This window comes from Dietzia sp. 111N12-1 (assembly GCF_001658045.1).
Classification (GTDB): domain Bacteria; phylum Actinomycetota; class Actinomycetes; order Mycobacteriales; family Mycobacteriaceae; genus Dietzia; species Dietzia kunjamensis.
Map to the genome: position 1 here is coordinate 133083 of NZ_LSSV01000071.1, position 22877 is coordinate 155959.

The 22877-nt window shown below is 72.0% G+C and carries 25 protein-coding genes; 16 read left to right on the forward strand and 9 right to left on the reverse strand.

Translation table 11 applies throughout. The features are described 5' to 3' along the window. Window positions 1–68: 68 nt before the first annotated feature. A complete protein-coding gene (locus AYO52_RS15010; RefSeq protein ID WP_067719052.1) occupies window positions 69–701 on the forward strand; it encodes a class I SAM-dependent methyltransferase in 633 nt (210 codons plus the stop codon). Here AYO52_RS15010 and AYO52_RS15015 read toward each other — a convergent pair. Next, window positions 676–1314, reverse strand: a complete 639-nt coding sequence (locus AYO52_RS15015; protein WP_067719055.1) for a hypothetical protein — start codon at window positions 1312–1314, stop codon at window positions 676–678. The genes AYO52_RS15010 and AYO52_RS15015 overlap by 26 nt on opposite strands. Window positions 1315–1385: 71 nt before the next feature. Between AYO52_RS15015 and AYO52_RS15020 the strand changes: the two genes are divergently transcribed. The 4 genes from AYO52_RS15020 (at window position 1386) to AYO52_RS15035 (ending at window position 4472) form a co-directional block, all read left to right on the forward strand. Beyond that, on the forward strand, window positions 1386–1787 hold the full coding sequence (locus AYO52_RS15020; protein ID WP_253702202.1) for a BlaI/MecI/CopY family transcriptional regulator: 402 nt from the start codon (window positions 1386–1388) through the stop codon (window positions 1785–1787). Continuing rightward, window positions 1787–2740: a M48 family metalloprotease gene (locus AYO52_RS18425; RefSeq protein ID WP_067719057.1), complete on the forward strand. Its 954-nt coding sequence runs from the start codon at window positions 1787–1789 to the stop codon at window positions 2738–2740. The genes AYO52_RS15020 and AYO52_RS18425 overlap by 1 nt, the downstream gene beginning before the upstream one ends. 96 nt (window positions 2741–2836) lie before the next feature. Beyond that, a complete protein-coding gene (locus tag AYO52_RS15030; protein WP_216635339.1) occupies window positions 2837–3577 on the forward strand; it encodes a thioredoxin domain-containing protein in 741 nt (246 codons plus the stop codon). Between the two features lie 10 nt (window positions 3578–3587). Beyond that, a complete protein-coding gene (locus AYO52_RS15035) occupies window positions 3588–4472 on the forward strand; it encodes a cytochrome c biogenesis CcdA family protein (RefSeq protein ID WP_067719060.1) in 885 nt (294 codons plus the stop codon). On the opposite strand, the gene AYO52_RS15040 is transcribed toward AYO52_RS15035, so the two are convergent. After that, entirely contained in the window at window positions 4451–5419 is a 969-nt protein-coding gene (locus tag AYO52_RS15040) for a glucosyl-3-phosphoglycerate synthase (protein WP_067719063.1), read from the reverse strand. The genes AYO52_RS15035 and AYO52_RS15040 overlap by 22 nt on opposite strands. Before the next feature lie 179 nt (window positions 5420–5598). Between AYO52_RS15040 and AYO52_RS15045 the strand changes: the two genes are divergently transcribed. The 7 genes from AYO52_RS15045 (at window position 5599) to AYO52_RS15075 (ending at window position 14288) form a co-directional block, all read left to right on the forward strand. Further along, window positions 5599–6888, forward strand: coding sequence for an acyl-CoA dehydrogenase family protein (locus tag AYO52_RS15045; protein ID WP_067719066.1), 1290 nt, complete (start codon window positions 5599–5601; stop codon window positions 6886–6888). After that, the gene (locus AYO52_RS15050; protein ID WP_067719068.1) at window positions 6885–8237 is read left to right on the forward strand and encodes a phosphotransferase family protein; all 1353 of its coding nucleotides are present in this window, start codon (window positions 6885–6887) and stop codon (window positions 8235–8237) included. Before AYO52_RS15045 ends, AYO52_RS15050 begins: the two co-directional genes overlap by 4 nt. Continuing rightward, window positions 8237–8959: a histidine phosphatase family protein gene (locus AYO52_RS15055; protein WP_067719071.1), complete on the forward strand. Its 723-nt coding sequence runs from the start codon at window positions 8237–8239 to the stop codon at window positions 8957–8959. The genes AYO52_RS15050 and AYO52_RS15055 overlap by 1 nt, the downstream gene beginning before the upstream one ends. Before the next feature lie 122 nt (window positions 8960–9081). Continuing rightward, window positions 9082–9891, forward strand: coding sequence for an alpha/beta fold hydrolase (locus AYO52_RS15060; RefSeq protein WP_067719074.1), 810 nt, complete (start codon window positions 9082–9084; stop codon window positions 9889–9891). A 14-nt stretch (window positions 9892–9905) separates the two neighbouring features. Then, window positions 9906–12161, forward strand: coding sequence for an MMPL family transporter (locus AYO52_RS15065; protein WP_082924060.1), 2256 nt, complete (start codon window positions 9906–9908; stop codon window positions 12159–12161). Further along, the gene (locus tag AYO52_RS15070) at window positions 12158–12904 is read left to right on the forward strand and encodes a lipocalin family protein (protein WP_082924061.1); all 747 of its coding nucleotides are present in this window, start codon (window positions 12158–12160) and stop codon (window positions 12902–12904) included. The genes AYO52_RS15065 and AYO52_RS15070 overlap by 4 nt, the downstream gene beginning before the upstream one ends. A gap of 10 nt (window positions 12905–12914) precedes the next feature. Then, complete coding sequence (locus AYO52_RS15075; protein WP_067719077.1) at window positions 12915–14288, forward strand: TIGR01777 family oxidoreductase; 1374 nt, start codon at window positions 12915–12917, stop codon at window positions 14286–14288. 13 nt (window positions 14289–14301) lie between these two features. Here AYO52_RS15075 and AYO52_RS15080 read toward each other — a convergent pair whose 3' ends face one another. From AYO52_RS15080 to AYO52_RS15090, 3 genes are read right to left on the reverse strand one after another with little or no spacing between them, the layout of a single operon-like run. Next, the gene (locus tag AYO52_RS15080; RefSeq protein ID WP_067719079.1) at window positions 14302–14946 is read right to left on the reverse strand and encodes a TetR/AcrR family transcriptional regulator; all 645 of its coding nucleotides are present in this window, start codon (window positions 14944–14946) and stop codon (window positions 14302–14304) included. Window positions 14947–15003: 57 nt separating this feature from the next. After that, window positions 15004–16326, reverse strand: coding sequence for an SPFH domain-containing protein (locus AYO52_RS15085; RefSeq protein ID WP_067719082.1), 1323 nt, complete (start codon window positions 16324–16326; stop codon window positions 15004–15006). 51 nt (window positions 16327–16377) lie between these two features. Continuing rightward, window positions 16378–16812, reverse strand: a complete 435-nt coding sequence (locus AYO52_RS15090; RefSeq protein WP_067719085.1) for an NfeD family protein — start codon at window positions 16810–16812, stop codon at window positions 16378–16380. Window positions 16813–16881: 69 nt separating this feature from the next. Between AYO52_RS15090 and AYO52_RS15095 the strand changes: the two genes are divergently transcribed. Next, window positions 16882–17772 (forward strand): cation diffusion facilitator family transporter, encoded by an 891-nt coding sequence (locus tag AYO52_RS15095; RefSeq protein WP_067719088.1) that lies wholly within the window; start codon window positions 16882–16884, stop codon window positions 17770–17772. On the opposite strand, the gene AYO52_RS15100 is transcribed toward AYO52_RS15095, so the two are convergent. After that, window positions 17751–18758 carry a carbon-nitrogen hydrolase family protein gene (locus AYO52_RS15100; RefSeq protein WP_241261203.1) on the reverse strand — a complete coding sequence of 336 codons (1008 nt, stop codon included), beginning with the start codon at window positions 18756–18758 and terminating at the stop codon, window positions 17751–17753. The two genes, AYO52_RS15095 and AYO52_RS15100, sit on opposite strands and share 22 nt — an antisense overlap. 112 nt (window positions 18759–18870) lie before the next feature. Between AYO52_RS15100 and AYO52_RS15105 the strand changes: the two genes are divergently transcribed. The 3 genes from AYO52_RS15105 to AYO52_RS15115 all read left to right on the forward strand — a co-directional run bounded on the left by AYO52_RS15105 (window position 18871) and on the right by AYO52_RS15115 (window position 20116). Beyond that, entirely contained in the window at window positions 18871–19299 is a 429-nt protein-coding gene (locus AYO52_RS15105; protein WP_067719090.1) for a hypothetical protein, read from the forward strand. A 70-nt stretch (window positions 19300–19369) separates the two neighbouring features. Next, entirely contained in the window at window positions 19370–19801 is a 432-nt protein-coding gene (locus AYO52_RS15110) for an MmcQ/YjbR family DNA-binding protein (RefSeq protein ID WP_067719093.1), read from the forward strand. Window positions 19802–19810: 9 nt separating this feature from the next. Further along, window positions 19811–20116 carry a hypothetical protein gene (locus AYO52_RS15115; RefSeq protein ID WP_067719096.1) on the forward strand — a complete coding sequence of 102 codons (306 nt, stop codon included), beginning with the start codon at window positions 19811–19813 and terminating at the stop codon, window positions 20114–20116. Here AYO52_RS15115 and AYO52_RS15120 read toward each other — a convergent pair. From AYO52_RS15120 to AYO52_RS15130, 3 genes are all read right to left on the reverse strand, one after another. Beyond that, complete coding sequence (locus AYO52_RS15120) at window positions 20113–20997, reverse strand: alpha/beta fold hydrolase (protein ID WP_253702204.1); 885 nt, start codon at window positions 20995–20997, stop codon at window positions 20113–20115. The genes AYO52_RS15115 and AYO52_RS15120 overlap by 4 nt on opposite strands. Before the next feature lie 80 nt (window positions 20998–21077). Then, window positions 21078–22100 carry a glycine betaine ABC transporter substrate-binding protein gene (locus AYO52_RS15125; protein WP_241261202.1) on the reverse strand — a complete coding sequence of 341 codons (1023 nt, stop codon included), beginning with the start codon at window positions 22098–22100 and terminating at the stop codon, window positions 21078–21080. Next, window positions 22097–22807: an ABC transporter permease gene (locus AYO52_RS15130; protein WP_067719194.1), complete on the reverse strand. Its 711-nt coding sequence runs from the start codon at window positions 22805–22807 to the stop codon at window positions 22097–22099. Before AYO52_RS15130 ends, AYO52_RS15125 begins: the two co-directional genes overlap by 4 nt. Window positions 22808–22877 lie beyond the last annotated feature (70 nt).

A 22877-nucleotide genomic window follows, 5' to 3' on the forward strand; every position in this document is an offset into this window, starting at 1 on the left:
ATCGTTGTGTCGGTGGGAATCGCTGGACCGGCCCCAGGGCCGGCGGATACCCGGTACCGTATCTTCGCATGAATAGGTCTCGCGAACGGAAGGATGCCTCACTCTTCGCCCGCGCGTGGGTGGTGGCCAGCCCGGTGCTGGAGCGGATCGGCCTGGCGGAGTCGCGACGTCGTCTGGTCGACGGCCTGTCGGGCACGGTGGTGGAGGTCGGCGCCGGCAGCGGGGTGACCTTCGAGCATTACCCGCCGGAGGTCACCCGGGTGGTGGCGGTCGAACCGGACCCGCACCTGCGCGCGTACGCCCGCCGGCACGCGCAGCGGGCGGCGGTCGACGTCGAGGTGGTGGACACGGTGGCGGAGGCGCTCCCGCTCGCCGACGGTGAGGCCGACGCCGTGGTGTTCGGGCTCGTCCTGTGCACCGTCCCCGACGTCCCGGCCGCCCTGGCCGAGGCCCGGCGGGTGCTCGCCCCGGACGGCGAGCTGCGTCTGCTCGAGCACGTCCGGGCGGACGGTCGACTGGGTCGCGTCGCCGACCGGATCGAACCCATGTGGAGCCGACTCGGAGGCGGGTGCCACCCGAACCGCGACACCGCCCGGCACGTCGCGGAGGCGGGCTTCGACGTCTCCGGCCTGCAGGCCCGTCCGTTCCCGCCGGTGGTGCCGTTGACGCCGATGCTCAGCGGGTCCGCCCGGCGTCGGTAGCGCGGTCCCCGCTCCCGGTGGGCGGCACCGCGCAGGCGTCGGACGCGCAGGCGCCATCGGCGCAGGGGCGGGCCCGCCACCGGTAGATCACGGCGCCGGCCAGGAGGGCCAGCGACAGGGCCGCGAGCCACGGCTGCAGCGGGGCCCACACCCCGAGCGCGCCGGTGGTGCCGAGCAGGATCAGCACGATCTTGTTGCAGACGGGGCACGCCACCGCGAACCAGGCGGTCGCCACGCCCACGGTGACCAGCGCAGGGCGTTCGGACGGCTCGGCTCCGGCGGGGTGCCCGGTTGCGCTGCCGACGCCGGCCTCCCGCGCGGACCGGATGCCGAACCAGGCGGCGGTGAGCAGTACGGTGGCGGCGAGCACGGGGTACTCCCACCAGCGGACGGGGATCTCGCGGCCGAACACCGGGTTGGGCAGGATGTCGGTGGGGATGCCGATCAGCAGGAAGGTCCCGAGCGCCGCCAGGGCGGCGCGAGCGGGGGCGAACACCGCCGGGGTCGACGTGATTTCGGACGACGCGATCCCGGACGACGCGGCCTCGGAGGACGCGGTCTCGGGGGCGGGCGCGTTCCGGGGGGCGGCCGACGCGCCGGACGAGTGGTTCATGCCACCATGGTCTGCATACCGGCGGGGTATCCGCCACCGGCCCTGGTAGATAGATCGGGAGGAGCGCTGTCGTGGCCCATTCGCTGCCCGGTCTCGGTGAGCTCGAGACCGCCGTCCTCGAATTGCTGTGGGACGAGTGCGCGGGTGACGACGACCTGTCCGTCCGCGAGGTCTCGGATCGGCTCGCGGACCGGCGGCCGCTGGCCTACACGACCGTGATGACCGTCCTGGCGCACCTGTACGACAAAGGGGCGGTGACGCGCGAGAAGGTCGGACGCGGGTACCGGTACCGGCCCGCGCGCAGCCGCGAGGACTTCGGCGCGGACGCCCTGGGGGAACTGCTCCGGTCGAGTGGCGACGCGGAGAAGCTCCTCCTGCACTTCGTCTCGAGGGAGGGTGGAGACCTGGCCCCGGAGGAGGCGGGAGTGCTCCGCAGGATCACCGCGCGCCTCCGCGGCGGCGGGGACACCTGATGGGCATCGGGATGCTGCTCGCGGCGCTGGTCGTCGGCGCCGCCGGCCCTGCCTACCTGCGTCGCGCCGTGGATGCGGCGGCGCGGCCGGGCGTCGCGCTGGGTGCCTGGATCGGCACCGGCGTCGTCTTCGTGTCCCTGCTCGTCGCCGCCCCGGTGGTGATGCACGTGCAGCCGCTGAGGGGGTTCGCGCCCGCCGCCACCGCCGTCACGGCGTGCGCGACGATGTTCGATCCGGCGGCGAGCGGCGTGTGGCCGGCCGCCGTCCGTGGCGTGGTCGTCGCGGTGGCCGTGGTGGCGGCGGTGTCCGCGGTCGCGGTGGTCGTGGCGGCGATGTCCCGGGCCCGGCGCTCGGCGCGGGCGCACGCCCGGTCGCTGCGGTCACTGGTCGAGGCCACCGACCACGTCGACGGGGTACGGGTGTGGTGGATCGCCGACGACGAACCCGTCGCCTACGCACTGCCGGGGGCGGCGACGCGCGGGTTCCCGGGCGTGGGGCGACGCGGGTCGGCCTCGCCCGGCGGGACGGTGGTGGCCTCCACCGCCCTGTGGGATCTCGGCGAGGAGCGCCGACGGGCCGTGCTCGACCACGAGATCGCGCATCTGCGGGGACGTCACCACGTCGCGGTGACGTCGGCGGCGGCACTGCGCACGGTGTTCTCGCCGGTGCCCCTGCTGCGGCGAGCAGCAGCGGAGGTGTCCGTCCTCGCCGAGCTGGCCGCGGACCGGCGGGCCGCGCTCGGCGCCGGCGGCGCGGCGGCCGTGCGCGGTGCCCTCGGCGAGCTCGGCGCCCCCGCCGGCCGGGTGGCCGTCCTGTCCTCGGTGCCGGCCGGACCCCGGGGGACGGGGCCCGGTCTCGCGCTGGCGCTCGTGCACGCGGTCTCGCCGGCGGCGGTCTCCGCGGCCGCGGCGACGGCACTCGTGCTGGGGATGTGCTCCGCGCTGGCGGGTTGACATCGCGCCACCGACGCGAACTACTATGCAACGTAGTAGGAAGTGGCCCGCTCGCGGGTCGGTCCCATCCCCGATCGCACCCGCAGGAGCCCCGAAGTGTCCCGTCGTCCGAGCGTCCCGGTCATCGCGTTGTCCCTCGTGGTGGCCGTACTCCTCGCCCTCGTGGCGATCCTCCTCGCCCGCGAGGTGGGCGGGGGCGAACCGTCCGCCGACGGGTCCGCCGCGGGGACGTCGGAGGTGTCCGACGATCGGCAGACCAGCCCGGAACAGGCTCCCGGTCCGGAGTCCATGGAGGGCATCGCGCGCTTCGAGGAGGGCGACCCGATGGCCATGGGGCCCGTCGACGCGCCGGTCGTGATGACCATGTACACCGATTTCCGCTGCCCGTTCTGCGCCAAGTTCTCCCGCGAGGTGGAGCCCGCCCTGGTCGAGGAATACGTCGGCAGCGGCGAGCTGCGGATCGAATGGCGGGACCTGCCGATCTTCGGCGAGCAGTCGATGGCCGCCGCGCGAGCCGGCCGCGCCGCCGCCGACCAGGGCCGGTTCTGGGAGTTCACCGAGGTGGTCTTCGCCGACTCCCCCGACCGCGGTCATCCGGACCTCGGCGAGGAGAAGTTGGTCGGGTACGCCCGCGAGGCCGGCGTCGCCGACATCGAGCGCTTCCGCGAGGACATGACCAGCGACCGGTACGACGAGGCGATCCGGGCCGACTACGAGGCGGCCACCGCACTCGGTGCCACCTCGACCCCGACGTTCCTCATCAACGGAACGGGCATCATCGGCGCCCGCTCCACGGAGACGTTCCGCAACGTCATCGACAGCTCACTCGACGGGTGACGTGGGCCCGATGACCGAACAGATCGGACTGATCGGCGGATTCCTCGGCGGCGTCCTGAGCATCCTCAGCCCGTGCTCGGCCCTGCTGCTGCCCGCCTTCTTCGCCTACGCCTTCGGCACCCGCCGGGTGCTCCTCGCCCGGACCGGGCTGTTCCTGCTCGGCCTCGCCATCGTCCTGGTCCCGCTCGGGGCGGGGGTCGGGGCCATCGGTTCGCTGTTCACCGTCCACCGCGGGACCGTGACGCTGATCGGTGGCCTCGTCGTCGTCGCCCTGGGTGTCTACACCGCGATCGGGGGCGGCTTCCGGCTCCCCGGACTCTCGGACGCCTCGTCCCGCGTCACCGGCAGCGGCCCCGTGGCCGTCCTCGCGCTGGGCGCCCTCTACGGGTTCGCCGGATTCTGCTCGGGCCCGCTGCTCGGCGGTGTCCTCACCCTGGCGATGGCCGGGGGTTCGCCCGCCTACGGTGCGGCCGTCATGGGCGCCTACGCGGTCGGCATGGTCGTCCCGCTCGCGGTGCTCGCCCTGGCGTGGGACCGGCTGGGCGTGTCGCGTCGGCGATGGATCCGCGGTCGCGACGTCACCCTGGGGCCCGTCCGCACGCACACCACCTCACTCATCGCCGGGGTGCTGTTCATCGCGGTGGGACTGCTGTTCATCCTCACCGACGGCACCGCGGCCCTCGGCTCGGTGATGGGCGTGGACGCCCAGTTCGACCTGCAGGCCGCCATCGAGCGCCGGGTCGCCGGGATCGACGACCTGTGGTTCGTCGTCGCGGCACTCGCCCTGGTCGCCGTCGGCCTCGCGGTGTGGGTGCTACGCGACCGGCGCCGCGCGCGGGCGCGGCAGGAGCCGGATGCCCGCAGCCCCGAGGATCAGGAGCCCGCCCGCGGCTGAACCCTCACCTCGCACATCGGGGGCCTGTCGCCGGTCTCGATGCGCGTGGTGGTGGGCGAGTAGGCCCCCGCCGGCGACCGGGTGAACGTGGTGAGCCGCTGATCCGGTCGCACCGTCGTGGTGACGCGGCCACCGCGGACCAACCGGTCCAGCGCGGTGAGCTGGATCTGCGCGGCCATCCGGGCCAACGAGTCGTCGGGGGAGTTGCGGTGCCGCCGGATGCCCAGGTCCACCTGCGCCATCGCGTCGAGCCCCACCAACTCCCACACGTCCACCAGGAGCGCGAGCTCGACGCCGTAGCCCCGCGCGAACGGGATCCGTTCGAGGACCTCCCGGGTGGCCGCGTACTCCCCGGCCAGTGGCTGGACGAACCCCGCCAGCTCCGGCCACCAGGCGTCGATGAGTGGCCGGGCCACGAGTTCGGTCACCCGACCGCCGCCCGAGGGCGCCACCGTGACGCCGTCCGCGAGCGGTCGGTCGTAGCACCCCTTGACGAAGCCGAGTGACGGATCCAGGACCAGCGGGGCCAGCAATCCCACGGCGAAGGTCGGGTCGAAGTCGCGCAGGTCGGCGTCGATGAACGCCACCACGTCCCCGGTCGTCACCGCGAGGGACTTCCACAACGCCTCGCCCTTGCCCGGGACCGACCCCCACTCCGGCAGGATCTCGGACTGCGCGTGGACCACGGCGCCGGCGGCGCGGGCGACCCGCGCGGTGTCGTCGGTGGAGTCGGAGTCGATCACGACGATCTCGTCGAGCAGCGGCACCGCCTCCACCAGGTGCTCGCGCAGCGCGGTGACGATGGCGCCGACCGTGGCCTCCTCGTCGCGGGCGGGCAGGACCACCGACAGGCGTCGGCCGGCCTTCGCCGCGGCCACCCCGGCGGCGTCGAAGTCCCGGGCGGTCAGGCTCCGGCGTCGGAACCAACCCTCGGTGTCCGGCAGCATCGTCGGGCGTCTCGCTCTCGCTGTGACGACCCACCGGCCGGGCGGGTCGCGGAGGGGGTCTCCGTCTCGCCATTGTGGGTCACCCGTCGGCGGGCCCGCGCGCGACCCCCGGCCCCGGCCCGCACGTGGAGACGCCGCGGAGCCGGGACCCGTTCGTCGGGCTGTGCCACGATGAACCCATGGACTTCTCCTCCTCGCCCCGCGCCGCTGAGCTCACCGCAGCCGTCCGCGAGTTCATCGACACCCACATCGCCCCGGTGGAGCCGGAGATCCACGCCGACATCGCCCGGCGCCGGCTGGCAGGGGAGGATCCGTGGGCGGTCGATCCGCGGGTCCCGGAGCTCCAGGCCCGCGCCCGCGAGCAGGGACTGTGGAACCTCTTCCTCCCGGCCGGACACGAGGGGCCCTACGCCGAGCGCTACGGCACCCACGGCGGCACGGGCCTGAGCAACACCGACTACGCGCCGGTCGCCGAGGAGATGGGCCGCTCGTTCCTCGCCCCGCTTGTGTTCAACTGCAACGCCCCGGACACCGGGAACATGGAGGTCCTGCTCAAGTACGGCTCCCAGGAGCAGAAGGACCGGTGGCTGGACCCGCTACTGGACGGGAAGATCCGCAGCGCCTTCCTCATGACCGAGCCGGATGTGGCCTCCTCGGACGCCTCGAACATGGCCGCCACCGCCCGTATCGAGGGTGACGAGGTCGTCCTCGACGGCCGGAAGTGGTGGTCCACGGGCGTCGGCCACCCGGACTGCAAGGTGGGCATCTTCATGGGCGTGTCCGATCCGGACGCGCACCGCTACCTGCGCCACTCGATGGTCCTGGTGCCGATGGACGCCCCCGGGGTCCGCGTCGAGCGCATGCTCACCGCCCAGGGGGTCTACGACGAACCGCTCGGCCACGGCGAGGTGACCCTGGACGGCGTGCGACTGCCGGTGTCCAGCATCATCGCCGGTCCGGGCAAGGCCGCGGAGATCGCGCAGGGCCGCCTCGGGCCCGGCCGCGTCCACCACTGCATGCGGTTGATCGGCCTGTCCGAGATGGCCCTGGACCTGGCCTGCCGCCGTGCCTCGGGTCGCGTGGCCTTCGGCAAACCCATCGTCAACCTCGGCGGCAACCGTGAGCGTCTCGCCGAGGCGCGCATCGCGATCGACCAGGCGCGCCTGCTGGTCCAGCACGCCGCCTGGAAGCTCGACACCGAGGGACAGGCCGCCGTGGAGGTCAGCGCCATCAAGGCCGCCGTTCCGAAGATGGCGCAGCAGGTGATCGACATGGCCCTGCAGCTCCACGGTGGCGGCGGCATGAGCGACGACTTCCCCCTGGCCGGGGCGTACGCCACCGCGCGGTCGCTGCGACTGGCCGACGGCCCCGACGAGGTCCACCTCGGCGTCGTCGCCCGGGCCCTGCTCGCGCCCTACCGCGACGCCGCCACCACCGGTGGCACCGAGAAGACCGGAGCGACCCGATGACCGCCCGCGACGGCACGCCCGACCGCGACGCCGCCCTGCGGCGCCGCGTCCCGGGAACCGACGCGGTGCGCCGCGAGGACGCGTTCGACGTCGAGGCCGTGGCCGCGTGGTTGCGGTCGATCGCGCCCGACGACCCGACCGTGCTGGCGGGGGTGAATCTGGGCGACGACGACGAGCCGGTCATCCCCGAGGTCCGGCAGTACACCGGTGGCGCGTCCAACCTCACCTACCTGCTGCGCTACCCGGGCGCGGACCTGGTCCTGCGCCGCCCGCCGGCCGGGACGAAGGCCCGCGGTGCCCACGACATGAAGCGCGAACACCGCGTCCAGTCGGCGCTGCGACCGGTGTACCCGCTGGTGCCGCGCATGGTGGGGTTCTGCGGCGACCACTCGGTGATCGGCTCGGACTTCTACGTGATGGAGCGGATGGAGGGCACCATCCTGCGCAAGGAGCTGCCCCGCGAACTGCTCATGGACCGGGTCACCACCCGGCATCTCGCCGAGGCGGCCGTCGACGCGCTCGCCGACCTCCACTCGGTGGACGTCGGGGCCGCGGGCCTGGGCGACCTCGACCGCGGCGAGGGATACGTGCGCCGCCAGGTCGAGGGCTGGTCCGCCCGCTACCGTCGCGCCCGCACCCCGGACGTGCCCGACTTCGCGCCGGTGATGAAGTGGCTGCACGCCAACCAGCCCGACGACGTGGGCCACTGCCTGGTGCACAACGACTTCCGCTTCGACAACCTCGTGCTGGACCCGGACGACGTCACCCACGTCATCGGCGTCCTGGACTGGGAGATGGCCACCGTCGGCGACCCGCTCATGGACCTCGGCGGCGCACTGGCCTACTGGGTGCAAGACGACGACGGCCCGCTGTTCAAGGCGTTCCGCCGCCAGCCCACCCACGCGCCCGGGATGCTCACCCGCAAGCAGGTCGTCGAGCGGTACGCCCGCCGGGCCGGACTGGACATCACCGCGGAGCAGTGGCGCTTCTACGAGGTGTTCGGTCTGTTCCGCCTGGCCGTGATCGCCCAGCAGATCAACCACCGCTACTTCCACGGGCAGACCACCAACCCGGCGTTCCGCGCCTTCCGACCCGGAGTGGCGTTCCTCGAGCAGCGGTGCCTGCGCATCATCCGCACGGGCGACGGTCGCCTCACACCGACCAGGGTCTCCCCGCGGGACGTGGTCCCGGAACTGCTCGGCGTCCCGCGGGTCGTGCTCCCGTTGCTCGCCGGGGGCGTCCACGACGTCCGGGGCAAGGTGACGGGTCTGCTCGGAGGCCTGCCGGTGATCGGCGATCTCCCCGTGATCGGCGGGCGACCCACCGGCACGACGGGTGGTGGGCGCTGATGGGGTCCATCCACCTCGTCCGCCACGGGCAGGCCTCGTTCGGCAGCGGCGACTACGACCGGTTGTCGGAGACCGGTCACCTGCAGGCGCGCCTGGCCGGCGAGGACATGGCCGGCCGCGGGCTGCGGCCCGACGTGATCATCCACGGTGGCCTGCGCCGACAGCGCGAGACGGCGGAGGGCCTGCTCGCCGGCCTGCGCGCCCACCACGACCGGGACGCCGCCGAGGACGTCGCCGTGGAGGTCGACGAGCGCTGGGCCGAGTACGACGCCGACGCGGTACTGGAGGCCGCCCGCGTGGCCGGCCTGACCACCGAGCACGGGACCCTCGACTCCGCCGGTGCCTCCGACGAGGCCAAGCAGGCGTTCCAGCGTCAACTCGACGCCGCCCTCGGACACTGGGCGGGGCTCGAGGCGTTCGCCGAGTACCGGCGTGACGCCGACGACGCCCTGGCGGACGCCGCCGCGAGGTCCGGGACGGGCAGGACGACCGTCGTCGTCTCCTCCGCCGGCACGATCTCCCTGGCGGTCGCCGGCCTCCTCGCCGACCCCGAGGGGGTCGTGGGGCTGTGGACCCGGTTGCAGCGCGTGACGGTGAACACCGGGACCGCCCGGGTCGTGGTGGGTCGCGGTGGGATGACGTGTATCGCGGTCAACGAACACCAGCACCTCGAGCGGGCGGCCGGGCCCGACGACCCGCGCCGACTGGTCACCCTGAGGTGACGATGTCGGCCGACCGCACGTCGGATCGGCTCGAGGCCGCCTCGCGCCCGGGCGGGCGTCGTATCGTACGACCGTAGAGGCCGTTCCAGGCGGCCGCGAGAGCACGGCAGGAGAACGCCACGATGCCCACCTTCCAGCGCGGTCACACGACGATCGCCTACACGGACACCGGCGCCCCCGCGGGACGCCAGGACGCCCCGGTGGTGTTCTTCGCCCACGGATTGCTGTTCTCGGGCTGGATGTTCCAGCACCAGATCGCCCACCTTCGCGAGAAGTTCCGGTGCGTGACGATCGACTTCCGAGGTCAGGGCAACTCCCCGCGGGCCATGGGTGGCTACGACATGGACACCCTGACGGTGGACGTGTCCGAACTCCTGCGGCACCTGCAGATCCCGGTGGTGAACTTCGTGGGCCTGTCGATGGGCGGGTTCGTGGGGATGCGCCTGGCCGCCCGCAACCCGGAGATCGTGCACACCCTGACCCTCATGGACACCGCCGCCACCGCGGAGGAGCCGGCCAACCGCAGCAAGTACAAGACGCTGTCCAAGGTGTACCGCGTCGCCGGCATGAAGCCCCTGCGTGCGCGGGTGGCGCCGATCATGCTGGCCGAGGGCAATCTCGACGCCCCCTGGGTCCAGGAGTGGATGACCCAGCTCGAGCGCACCGATCGCGTGGGGCTGGTCAAGGCCATCGACTCCGTCGCCGACCGTGACCCGTGTGAGGACGAGGCCATCCGCATCATCGCCCCGACGCTGGTCATGGTGGGGTCAGAGGACGCGGCCACGCCCCCGGACAAGTCCCGGCGGATCACCGAGCTGATCGCGGGCTCGCGCTATCGCGAGATCCCCGGTGCGGGGCACTCGCCCAGCATGGAACGTCCCGACGAGGTCACCACCATCCTCGAGGCGTTCCTCTCCGAATACGACGTGTGAAGACAAGGGAACCGATGAGAGCTGAGCGCTCGGCTGCAGAGAAGTCAGGGTCGACGGGGCGGTCGGGGTCGGCCGACGGGTGGGTCGGCGTCGTCACGGGCAAGCTCTCCGCGTGGTTGATGCTCGTGGTCGTGCTCCTCGTGAGCGGCGCGGTGTTCGCCTTCGCCTCCTCGGAGGGCTCGTCGCAGGGGCCACAGACGCTCCCGGACGACTCCGAGGCCGCCCTCGTCTCCGAGATCCAGCGCGAGTTCCCGGGGTCCGAGTCCGTCCCCGCGGTCCTCGTGGTGACCCGCGAGGACGGCGGCGAACTGGGGCCCGAGGGCATCGCCGCGGCCGTCGGCGCCGGCGAGCGCATGGCCGAGGTCGTCGGTGCTCCCGCAGAGGGGCCCATCCCGTCCGAGGACGGCGCCGCCGCCCTCATGCTGGTGCCGGTCGACGCCCAGTTCCTCTCCGGGGGCGCGGCCAGCGACCTGGTGTCGGAGATGAGGGACGCCGTCGCCGACGGTCTCGACGAGGGCATCAGCGCCCAGCTCACCGGCGGCCCGGGGTTCGCCGCCGACACCGCCGCCGCGTTCGAGGGCGCCGACTTCCGACTCCTGGCGGCCACGGCCCTGGTCGTCGCGGTACTGCTCATCGTCACCTACCGCTCACCGGTGCTGTGGCTCGTCCCGCTGATCATCATCGGTGTCGCCGACCGCGTCGCGGCGCTGCTCGTCGCCAAGGTCGGCGAAGCACTCGACTTCACCGTCGACGGGTCCACCTCCGGCATCGTCTCCGTCCTCGTCTTCGGTGCCGGAACCAACTACGCCCTGCTCCTGGTGTCCCGCTACCGCGAGGAACTCCGCAAGACCTCGGATCGTCGAACCGCCCTCCGCGACGCGTACCGGGGCGCGGTCCCGGCCATCATCGCCAGCAACGTCACGGTCGTGCTCGCCCTGCTCACCCTGCTCCTGGCGGCCCTGCCCAACTACCGATCGCTCGGCGCCTCCGCGGCGGTGGGCCTGCTCGTCGCCCTGGTCTACGCGCTCGTCGCGCTGCCCGCCGCCCTGGCCGTGTGTGGCCGCGGCCTGTTCTGGCCGTTCATCCCGCGCCCGCACGAGGGACCTGCCGGCACGCGAACCGACGACGGCGCCCCCGTGACCCCGCGGGACTTCGACGAGGACGTCCCGCCGGGCGTCTGGGGCCGCGTCGCCGCGCGCGTGGTCAAGCGCCCCGTGACGGTCCTCGTCTCCTGCGTCCTGCTCCTCGCCGTTTTGTCGCTCGGCCTGTTCGGTACGCGTATCGGCCTGAGCCAGACCGAACAGTTCCGTACCCCCTCCGAGGCGGCCGCCGGGCTCGAGACCGCCGCCGAGCACTTCCCGGCCGGCGTCACCGACCCGGTCACCGTGCTCACCCGCACCGGCACCGAGGGCGAGATCACCGAGGTGGTCCGGGATGTGGAGGGTGTCGTGTCCGCCCGCCCGGCCGGCGAGTCCGGGACGGGATGGAGCCGCGTCACCGTGGTCCTCGACGCCGCGCCCGCGACCGACCGGTCGGAGGACAGCGTGATCGCGCTCCGCGAGGCCGTCGACACGGTCCCCGGTGCCGAGGCGCTGGTGGGCGGGTCGGTGGCCGAGGCCGTCGACACGTCCCAGGGCAACCTGCGGGACCTCACCCTGATCGCGCCGCTCATCCTGCTCGTGGTGTTCGTCGTCCTGGTTCTGGTCCTGCGGTCGGTCGTCGCGCCCCTGCTGGTCATGGCGGCGACCGTGCTGTCGTCGCTCGCCGCTCTCGGGCTCGGCACGTTCGTCACCACCCAGATCCTGGGCTTCCCCGGCCTGGACGTGTCGGTGCCGCTGTACAGCTTCCTGTTCCTGGTGGCCCTCGGCGTGGACTACTCGATCTTCCTCACCATCCGGGCCCGCCAGGAGGCCTCCACCCACGCCACCAGGGAGGCGATGGTCCGCGCCGTCGCGTTGACGGGCGGCGTCATCACCTCCGCCGGCATCGTGCTCGCCTCGGTGTTCGTGGTCCTCGGCGTCCTTCCGCTGATCGTGCTCACCCAGGTCGGCGTGATCGTCGCCCTCGGCGTCCTGCTCGACACCTTCGTCGTGCGCACCCTGGTCGTGCCCGCCCTGTTCACCCTCGTGGGGGACAAGGTGTGGTGGCCGGGTGACCCGCGAGGACAGACCCGCCGCGGCGCCACCGCAGGTTCCGCGTCCGACGACCCCGACCGCCTCACCGGCGACCACGGCGCCGGCCCCACCACGACCGAGGAGATCCACGCATGAGCACCACCGCCCGCACCAGCACCGCCGCCCGCACCAGCACCAGCCCCCGCTCCGGCCCGTCCCGGTCCCGCCTGCGAGGCCTGGTGACGGCCCTGGCCGTCGCGCCGCTCCTCGCGGCGGGCCTGGGCACCGCCCCCGTGGCCAGCGCTCAGGACGTCACCGACGGCGGACGCCTCGGCGGCGGCTCCTCGCAGCTCCTGCCCGACGGTGTCGCCGTGGGCTCCCTCGGCGGACCCGAGCTCACCCAGGTCGACTCCGTCGACCTCGAGCGGTACCAGGGAGAGTGGTTCCAGGTCGCCGCCATCCCGCAGCCCTACACGCTGCAGTGCACCAACGACACCAGGGCCGAGTACGCGGTGACCGCGCCCGGCACGGTCTCCGTGCGCAACTCGTGCGGCTCGGCCATCAGCTCGGACTCGGTGATCGAGGGCGAGGCGAAGGTCCGCGACACCGACACCAACGCCTCGCTCCGGGTCAACTTCCCGATGGTCCCGTTCCAGGACGAGAACGGACCCGTCAACTACCGGATCACCTACCTGGCCGACGACTACTCGCTGGCCATCGTGGGCGACCCCACGCGGTCGTCCGGGTTCGTGCTCAGTCGCGAGCCGGTCCTCGACGCCGAGCAGTGGTCCACCGTCCGCGATGTGATCGAGGACCGCGGTTGGTGGTCATGCGCCTTCCTCACCGTTCCTATGGCGGGCGGCCGCGGCGACGTGACCCCGCTCTGCCTCCTGCCGTGATGAGCACCCGATGAGCATCGATCTCACCTGCACGGTTCCGGCCACCCCCGACGAGGCGTGGCGTTACTTCGCCTCGCCCGGCGCCTTCCGCCGGCTCTCGCCCCCGTTCATGCCGCTGCGACCGGTGAGTGAGGCCGATTCACTGCGGGACGGCGTGGCGGTCCTCGAACCGCGTACGGCGCTGCCGGGACCTCTCGGAGTCCGCTTCGGACCCCGCTGGCTCGCGCAGCACGACCCCGCCGGTTTCATCGAGGGTGAGCGGTTCGTCGACCGCTGCGTGTCCCAGCCGTACGCCGCGACGACCGGATGGGTCCACACGCATACGGTGACGGCCGGTCCGGACGGCACCGCCCTGCTCGGCGACAGGATCGACGCCCGGGTGCCCGGCCGGATGCTCTCGCCGGTGTTCGCCTACCGGTACCGCCAGATGGCCGCCGACCTCGACAGCCTCGCCCGGTACGACAACCGCGCTCTGACCGTCGCCGTCACCGGCGCGTCGGGCCTCGTGGGCACCGCCCTCACCGCGCTGCTCGGGGTCGCCGGACACCGGGTCATCCGCCTCGTCCGCGGCGACGCCCGTGGCCCGGGGGAGCGCCACTGGGACACCGGCGATCCCGCCGCTGACCTCCTCGAGGGCGTCGACGTCCTGGTCCATCTCGCCGGTGCCCCCATCGCTGGGCGCTTCACGGACCGGCATCTCGAACTCGTCCGCGACAGTCGCGTGGGCCCCACCCGTCGTCTCGCCGAACTCGTCGCCGCCCGCGGCGGGTCCACCACCCTCGTGTCCGCGTCGGCGATCGGCTACTACGGCGCCGACCGCGGCGACGAGCGGCTCGTCGAGGACTCCGCTCCCGGCTCCGGTCCGGTCGCCGACATCGTCGTCGACTGGGAGCGCGACTGCGAGCCCGCACGTCTCGCCGGGGCCCGGGTGGTGAACGTGCGCACGGGCATCGTGCTGTCCGGTTCCGGGGGGATGCTCCCGCCGCTGGCCGCCATCACCCGTTCCGGGCTCGGCGGCCGCCTCGGTTCGGGAGAGCAGTGGATGTCCTGGATCTCGCTGGACGACCTCACCGACATCTACCTGCGGGCGATCGTCGACCCCGAGGTGACGGGCCCGGTCAACGCCACCGCCCCGGAACCGGTCACCAACTCCGAGTTCACCCGTGTCCTCGGTTCGGTCCTGCGGCGCCCGACGATCGTCCCGGTACCCGGGTGGGCCCCGGCGATCGTCCTGGGCGGGCGGGGTTCGGACGAGCTCGCCCTGGCCAGTCAGCGGATCCTGCCGCAGGCGCTCGCCGGCGCGGACCACCGCTTCCGACACCCCCGGCTGGAGAGCGCGCTGGCCCACGAACTCGGCGCGAAGGAGCTCCCCGCGGGGCTGTAGAGAGATGCAGCGTTCAGCGCTGCAGGATCATCGGCACGAGCACGCGACGGGCCAGTGCCCGGATCTGCTCCTCCGTGTCGACCGCGGGCGGGCCGTCCGTCATCACGACCAGTGAATGGAGGAACCGGCCGACCACGCTGGCGACCTCGCGGGAGAGCTGCTCGCACTCCTCGTCGTCCATCTGGCGGGTGTGGACGTCCGCGTTCCACGTGCTTCGGACGAACTGGGCGAGGATCTCGGTGATCGCGTCCAGGACCGTGTCGGACTGGCCCGCGAGCAACGCCATGGCCTCGACCTTGTCGACCTCGACGAGCCGACGTAGCAGTTCGTTCTGCCGGATGTCGAAGACGGTCCCGACCAGCAGGTCCTCGATGTGCCTCACCGGGTCCCACTGCAGGGACTCGAAGGGCGTGTAGCGCGCGTTGACGGTCATCATCAGGCGCTGCGCCTCGTGGGCGTAGATGGCGCGGAGGATGTCGTCCCGCGGCCCCAGACGCCGGTACAGGGTCACGCGGGTGACACCGGCCGCCCGCGCGATGTCGTCGGTGCTCGTGCCCTTGATGCCACGCTCGGCGAACACCGCGGACGCCGTCTCGATCAACCGGACATCCTCGGCGTCAGGCGCGCGGCCACCACCCAGGCCAGTGTTACGAGTCACGCCCCCATGTTACGACGCCCGGCCGAGGTGGCTGCGCGGAATGCCACCCGTCGGGGGTCACCGCCGGGGCTGGTCGCCACCATCGACGGGGTAGGCACCCTCGCCCGACCGCTGGTCAGCGGCCTGGTCGAACCCGGACGGCTGCCCCGGCCCGGGAGCCTGAGGCCCGCCGATCGCGGGGGTGTCCTGGCCTGCCGACTGCGAGGGGCTGTCGGGCGCCACGCCACCCTCCGACTCCGGGACCATGTCGAACACGCCGGGCTTGGGCTTGGGCCGGCTCGGCTGCTCGTCCATCACCGAGGTCGTACTCTTGGCCGCCGCCTCCGCGGCGGCCACGGACCGGGCGATCTCCGGGTCGGTGGAGGTGTCGAACCACTCGTCGGGCGCCGACGGCAGATCGGCATCGGAGTCGACGTCGGCCGGCTCGTAGCGGAACACCCCGTCGTCGTCCTTCTTGGCGACGGACTTGACGAAGTTCTCCAGCGAATCGCCGAACTGCGAGGGGATCATCCACATCGTGGCGGCCTCGCCCTTGGCCATCTCCGGAAGGTTCTGCACGTACTGGTAGGCCAGCATCTCCGGCGTGGGCTTGGAGGACTTGACCGCGGCGTTGACCCGGGCGATCGCGGCGGCCTGGCCCTCGGCCACGAGGTAGCGGGCTGCGCGCTCACCCTGGGCGCGCAGCATGCGGGACTGCCGGTCGGCCTCGGCGTTGAGGATCGAGGCCTGCTTGTTGCCCTCGGCGTCGAGGATGGCTGCCTGCTTGGCACCCTGCGCCGTGGTGATCGCGGCCTCGCGCTGTCCCTCGGCGGTGAGGATGGTGGCGCGCTTCTCGCGGTCGGCCTTCATCTGCTTCTCCATCGACTCCTGGATGGACATCGGCGGATCGATGGACCGCAGCTCGACCCGGGCCACGCGCAGGCCCCAGCGTCCGGTCTCGGAGTCGAGCACCCCGCGCAGCTGCTTGTTGATCATGTCGCGGCTGGTGAGCGTCTGCTCGAGGGTGAGCCCACCGACGACGTTGCGCAGGGTGGTGGTGGCCAGCTGTTCGACGGCCACGATGTAGTTGTTGATCTCGTAGACCGCAGCCTTGGGGTCGGTGACCTGGAAGAAGACCACCGTGTCGATGCTCAGGGTGAGGTTGTCCTCCGTGATCATCGACTGCGGCGGGAAGGTCACCACCCGCTCGCGCAGATCGACCTTGGCGCGCACCCGGTCGATGAACGGGATGATCAGCGTGAGCTGGCCGCTCACGGTGCGTTGGTAACGGCCGAGCCGCTCGATGACGGCGGCCTCCGCCTGGGGGATGAGCTTGACCGAGCTCACCACCACCGAGGCGATGAGGATGACGATGACGGCGAGGAAGATCAAGCCTTCCATGGTTCCCTCCGATGCTGTCGTGCGTGTCCGCTGGCTAAAGACCAGCGCCTTCTAGATGCCACGCACGACGATCGCCGTGGCGCCCTCGATCTGGTGCACGAGGACCTTGTCCCCGGCCTCGAACGTCTCGCCCTCGAGGAGCGGACGCGCGGTCCAGGTGTCGCCCGCGATCTCGACCAGTCCGCCGCCCGCGCCGATCGCCTCGACGACGGTGCCGTCCCGGCCGGTGAGCGCGGCGGTGTTGGTGTCGTGCTCGGGAAGCGCGGCGAGCAGGCGCCGCCGGACGAGGGGGCGGACCCCCAGGACGAGGACGAGGGAGACGAGGGCGAACGCCAGGGCCTGCCCCCAGACCGGCGCGCCCAGGAACGAGGCGGCCGAGCCGCCGAGGGCGCCGCCGGCGAGCATGAGCATGAACAGCTCGCCCCCGGCCGCCTCTCCGGCGGCGAGCAACACCGCTGCTCCGAGCCAGGCCAGTCCCACATGCATGACACCGAGCCTACCGACAACGGGCGACGGGCAGGAGGTCTCCTGCGTGCGGGACTAGGCTGCTGGGACGTGTCGACTCTGAGGAAGTTCGCGTGGCTGTCCGTGGCCACGGCGATCGTGACCATCGTGCTCAAGATCGCGGCCTGGTGGGTCACCGGTTCGGTCGGCCTGCTTTCCGACGCCGCGGAGTCCGTGGTCAACCTCGTGGCGGCGGTGATCGCGCTCGGCGCCATCACGGTCGCCGAGCGCCCGGCCGACGACGACCACCAGTACGGTCACTCCAAGGCCGAGTACTTCTCCGCGGGTGTCGAGGGCGCGATGATCTTCGTCGCCGCCGCGTTCATCCTGGTCGTCAGCGTCGAGCGGCTGATCAATCCGGAACCGCTGGAGGCACTCGGTGTCGGCCTGGCCATCTCGGTGGTGGCCGCCGTGATCAACGGCGTGGTGGGTGTGGCGCTGGTGCGGGCGGGCACCCGTCACCGGTCACCGACCCTCAAGGCCGACGGCAAACACCTCATCACCGATGTCATCACGTCGGTCGGCGTCGTCGCCGGCCTGGCGCTCGCGTGGGCCACGGGCTGGGAGGTGCTCGACCCGATCGTCGCGATCGGCGTGGGACTGAACATCCTGTTCATCGGCTATCGACTGGTACACGAATCGGGGATGGGATTGATGGACGCCACGCTCCCCGACGAGGACAACCGGGCGATCGAGGAGGTCCTCGAACGCCACCGCGAACCCGGCCGCGTCGACTTCCACGAACTGCGGACGAGGGAGTCGGGCAGGTGGCGCTTCGTCGAGTTCCACGCGTTGGTGCCCGGTCAGTGGAGCGTCGAACGCGGGCACGACCTCGTGGAGACCGTGGAGCAGGAGATCCACGCGGTCCTGCCGAGCTCGCACATCACCACACACCTCGAGCCGATCGAGGACGAGCGGGCCTACAACGACGTGCACCTGTGATGCGCCGCGCGCAGCCCGGCTACGCGACCTCGGCGGCGGTAGTAGCTCCTGCCCGCGACGTTCTGCTGGTGCCAGTACCCGCGTAGCAGCGGAGGCAGGTCGGGGATCCAGAACCGGTCCTCCAGCGGCGTGACGGGGTCCGTGGCTCCGAGGGGCACGTCCGCGTAGACGATCCCGGGCCCCTCGTCCGTGCGTCTGGTGGCCAGGACCGTGCCCGAGGCGTCGACGATCTGGGTGGCGCCCACGAACTCCGTGGCGTACGGCACCGATGCGTCGGAACCGGGCAACAAGAGGAAATCCGACCGCAGCGTCCCGCAGTGGGAGGCCTGCAGCACGGGCGCGCCCAGCCGCCGGGCGAACTCCGCCGGCGCGTTCTCCGACAGGTCCCTGTTGTACCGCGCGAGCGAACCGAGCGCTCGCCGGGTCAGCCCGCCCCAGTTGTCCGGGACCGTCCACCAGTGGGTCCCGGTCACCGCCACCGCGACGCGCCCCCGGAGCCTGCGCACGGTCCCGGTGCGGATCAGCTCCCAGCAGCTCGCCACCCCCACCCCGCCGAGCCCGGTGTCGAACGCCCCGTCGTCGCTGCCGTCGGTGTAGAAGCCGCCGCCGGTGTAGAAGCAGTTCTCCCACATCGTCGGCAGGTCCTTGTCATGGATGTGCACGCGTCCGTCGGGCTCGACCAGGTGGTAGCGGTTGAACACCTCGTCGTCGTCGGCCACGAGCATCGACCCACCGACGGTGACGGAGTGGCGTGCGGCGAGGCGTCGGAACATCTCGACGGCCACGTTCTCGCGCGGAAGGACCGCGTCGTGGACCCGCCCGCGCATCGGCACCGGCGACGTGCAGAACTCCGGCACCGCGATCAGGCGCGCGCCCCGCCCGGCGGCCTCGACGATCATCTTCTCCAGTCGACCCAGTGTGAGGTCCACGCGCCCCGGCACGCCTTCCAGTTGCACTGCCGCGGCGTGCACCACCTGCGCGTCCATGAGGCCTCCCGTGTGCGATCGCGCGCGAACGAGCGCGCAGGTCAGCGTGCTGTCCTATGGTCGTGAAGCATACAAATCACGCCCTGCTGTCAAGTGCACTTCGGAAGGATCCATGGAACTCGGCCTCGACACGCGCCTCACCCTGCTCGCCGCGGGTCTCCTCTTCCTGCTGGCGCTCGGCCTGGGGGTGTGGAAGTACCGGCAGATGGCCACCACCGCCGATCATCTCGCCCACCCGTACGTCGACATCGCGCACCGGGCCTCGCTGCTGTACTCGTTCGCGACGCTGCTCATCGCCGCGTTCGTCGAGCTGAGCAGCTGGCCGACCTGGGTGAACCTGACAGCGGCCGCGGTGGTGGTCTTCTTCTTCCTGGTGGCGATCGGCAGCTACATCCTCCACGGCGCGCGGAGGGACACGACCAACCAGTTCGAGCACCCCACGGCGACGCTGCACATCGGCATGGTGGCGCTCATCGTCGGCGAGATGGGCGGGTTCGCGGTGCTGCTGGCGGGGTTCGTCGCGGGGCAGTTCGGGGGCTGAGTCGGCCCGCGGCGGGTTTCGGCGACCGTTCGCCCGGGATGATGCGGTCGGCGGTCGTAGTCTCGGCCGTGTGGGTCATCCGATCATGTTCGACGCCGCGGATCCTCTGCCGACGCGTCTGCGGGAGGTGTGCCTCGCGCTGCCGGACGCCGGCGAGAAGATCTCGCACGGCCGGCCCACCTGGTACACGACCAAGGTGTTCGCGGTGTACGGCGGCTCGGTCAAGGGGGATCACTCGGACCCCCTCCTGGCCCGGGCACTCCTGTTCCTGCCGGATCCGGGGGAGCGCGCGGCGCTGGCGCAGGACGAGCGATTCCACGTCCCGGCGTACTACGGGCCGGCCGGCTGGCTGGCATTGCCGCTGGACGGTGGAGTGGACGGTGGCGGCCGTGGACCGGACTGGGATGAGGTGGCCGAACTCGTCGAATCCTCGTACCGGCAGACCGCCGGGGGCCGGCGGGTCGCTCGTCTGGACGACCAGCGGGGACGCCCCGGCGACTAGGCTGCACTCATGCCGCTCCGCCCCCGCTCCGAGGCCGCCTCGCCACGCAGGCGCTCGTCCGACGGCATGGACCTGGGGACCCGGGCGCTGGTGCTGGGTGTCGGGGCCCTGGTGATCTCGTGGGTGCCGGTGCTCAACATCATCGCGTTCCTCGCGGGCCTGATGGCCGTCGCGTTCGGCCTGCTCGCCCGCTGGCCCACCGGCTGGCTCACCAACGACGATGCGAACCCACGTCGCGCACTGGCGGGCGTGGTCCTGGGCGTGATCGCCCTGGTGGTGTTCGTGGTGACCGCGGTGCGGTACTCGGCGCTCTAGCGCGCGTTCGACACGACCCAGCCGATCGCGGTGCGCATCCGGCGGGCGAACGTGCCGGGGTGGGTGGCACAGACTGCGTGGCCGGCGTGGATCGGGAACACGGCGCTGTGCGGCAGCAAATCGGCCATCTCGTCCTGGATCCACTGCGGGAACGCGAGGTCACGGGTGGTCTTGACCACCGCGACGGGCAGGGTGAGTTCGTGGAGCCAGGGTGTCGAGTTGACCCCGGCCACCTGGGCGATCACGGTGCGGTGCGTGGCGAGCGAGACCGACGACAACTCGCGCAGCGCCCACGCGTGCGGCCTGAGCGCCTCGTCGTCGACCTGTTCCTCCACCACCTCGCCGACCTCCTCCGGAACGGTGTTGAGCAGCGGCTGGGAGCGGGTGAACCCGCTGAGTGCGACCTTCTCGAGGGCATTGCGCTGTGCGCCCGTCCCGGTGGCGGCCAGCACGAGGCCACCGAGCCGGGAGGGGTCGCGGCGGGCCGCGAGCTGGGCGACGATCCCGCCCATCGAGTAGCCGCCCACGACCGGCGCCGCCAGGTCGAGGTGGTCGGCGACCCGCAGCACGTCCTCCGCGAGGGTCTCGAACCGGAAATCCCCGTGGAAGCCCTTGCCGTGCCAGCGTTGGTCGAACGTGATGAGTCGGTACTCGCCCCGCAGTCGTTCGAACGTCTGGTACCAGTTCAGCATCCCGGTGGCCGCCATCCCGTGCAGCAGGATCGCCGGTGCGAGGTGCTCCTCGCCGGTGTCGTGGACCTTCGTGGTGACACCGTCCGCGAGCGTGACGATCCGCCCGGGTGGCAGATGCGCCAGGTCGGGGATCATCCGCGGTAGTCGCGCGGCCGTCCGCGGCAGCGAGACGATCGACCTCCTGGACACAGGGCACCTCCTGGTAGTGGTACCCGATTGTGTGTCACCGGGCGGGCGGGCGCATCCGGCCGCGTGGGGCACGCGCCGGGTCACTCCACCGAGACCAGCCCCCGGTCCTCGAGGAAATCGCGCGCGACCAGCGCGGGATCCTCGCCGTCGACGTCGACGCGCATGTTCATCTCCACCATCACCTCGTTGGTGAGGATGTCCACCAGCGGGGCGAGGACGTCCTCGATCTCCGGGTGCGCGTCGAGCATCTCACCGCGGACCACCGTCGCGAGGTTGTAGACGGGGAAGAAGCGCTGGTCGTCCTCCAACACCAGCAGGTCCAGGCCCTTGATCCGGCCGTCGGTGGTGTAGACCTCGCCGAACCGGCACTCCCGGCCGACCGAGGTCGCCTGGTAGATGATCCCCGGCTGCATGATCGGCGTGGGCACGGCGTCCGCGTCGAACCCGTAGGCCTCCGCCAGCCCGGGCCAACCGTCGCGACGCACGGAGAACTCGGTCTCCATGCAGGTCAGGGCCGCCTGTGGATCGGTCCGGGCCAACTCGGCGTACTCGGAGAACGTGCGCACCCCGGTCTCCTCGGCGGTGGCCCGGTTCATCGCGAACGAGTAGGTGTTGTCCACGGTGGTGGGGGCCAGCCACCTCAGGTCGTGCTCGGCCAGGTCGGCGTCACGCACCGCCTCCCACTGCCCCTGCGGATCGCGGATGGGGTCGGAGTTGCCCAGGTAACTCATCCACGCGGTGCCGGTGTACTCCATGCCGATGTCGACCTGCCCGGTCACCAACGCCTGGCGGAAACTGTTCGACCCGGCCAGTGACGACATGTCGGACACCTCCATCCCCGCGGCCGCCAGCAGGAACTCCACCAGGTAGCTGGCGATCACGCCCTCGGTGAAGTCCTTGCCGCCGACCGTGATGCGCACTCCCTCCAGCGCGGGGACGGTGCCCTCGGGGCCGGGGCCCACGGGCAGCGGGACGGAACCGCCGTTGTTGAGCCCACATCCCGTCGCCAGCATCACGGTGGCCAGGAGCGCGGCGACCAGGCGCCTTGTTCGTGTCAACCCTGCCCGCCTCATCCCGGCGCGCGCGGGGATCGTGCCGGTCATCGCAGCCCCTTCGGATTGAACAGGATCTCGCCGACCCCGCCGAGCCAGTCCACGAACAGCGCCAGGCACACCGCCAGCACCGAGCCGACCACGAGGGTGGTGTAGTCCTGCAGCCGGTATCCGGTGTCGATGAAGATCCCCAGCCCGCCGGCGTCGACGAGGAAGCTCAGCGTCGCCGTGCCCACCGCCAGCACGAGGGTGGTGCGCAGGCCGGCGAGGATGAACGGCACCGCGAGCGGCAATTCGACCGTGCGCAGGACCCGTCCGCTCGACATCCCCTGTCCGCGCGCCGCGTCGATGAGTGCGGGGTCGACGTTACGGATCCCCACGATGGTGTTCCGCAGCACCGGCAACAGGGAGTAGAACGCGACCGGCAGCACACCGATCCAGAACCCTGTCCGGTTGGTGGCCAGGAACAGGAGCACGATCAGGCCGATCGCGGGCGCCGCCTGGCCGATGTTGGCGAACCCCACCGCCACGGGTGCGAGGAACCGCGTGCGCCTGCGGGTGAGCAGGATCCCCAGCGGCACGCCGACCGCCACGACGATCGCCACGACCGTCACCGTGATCTGCACGTGCTCGAGCGTGCGCTGGGTGATGGAGGCGGCGTTGAGCGAGGCCTTCTGTGTCTCGTCCAGTTCGCCGGAGAACGCCCACCACAGCACGCCCACGGCCGCGGCCACGATGAGGAGCGGTTGCACGATCAGCCGCGCGGAGTCCTGGAGAGCGGCGACCCCATTGGCAGCGCCACCACGACCAGCGGAGCCCGCGCGCGTC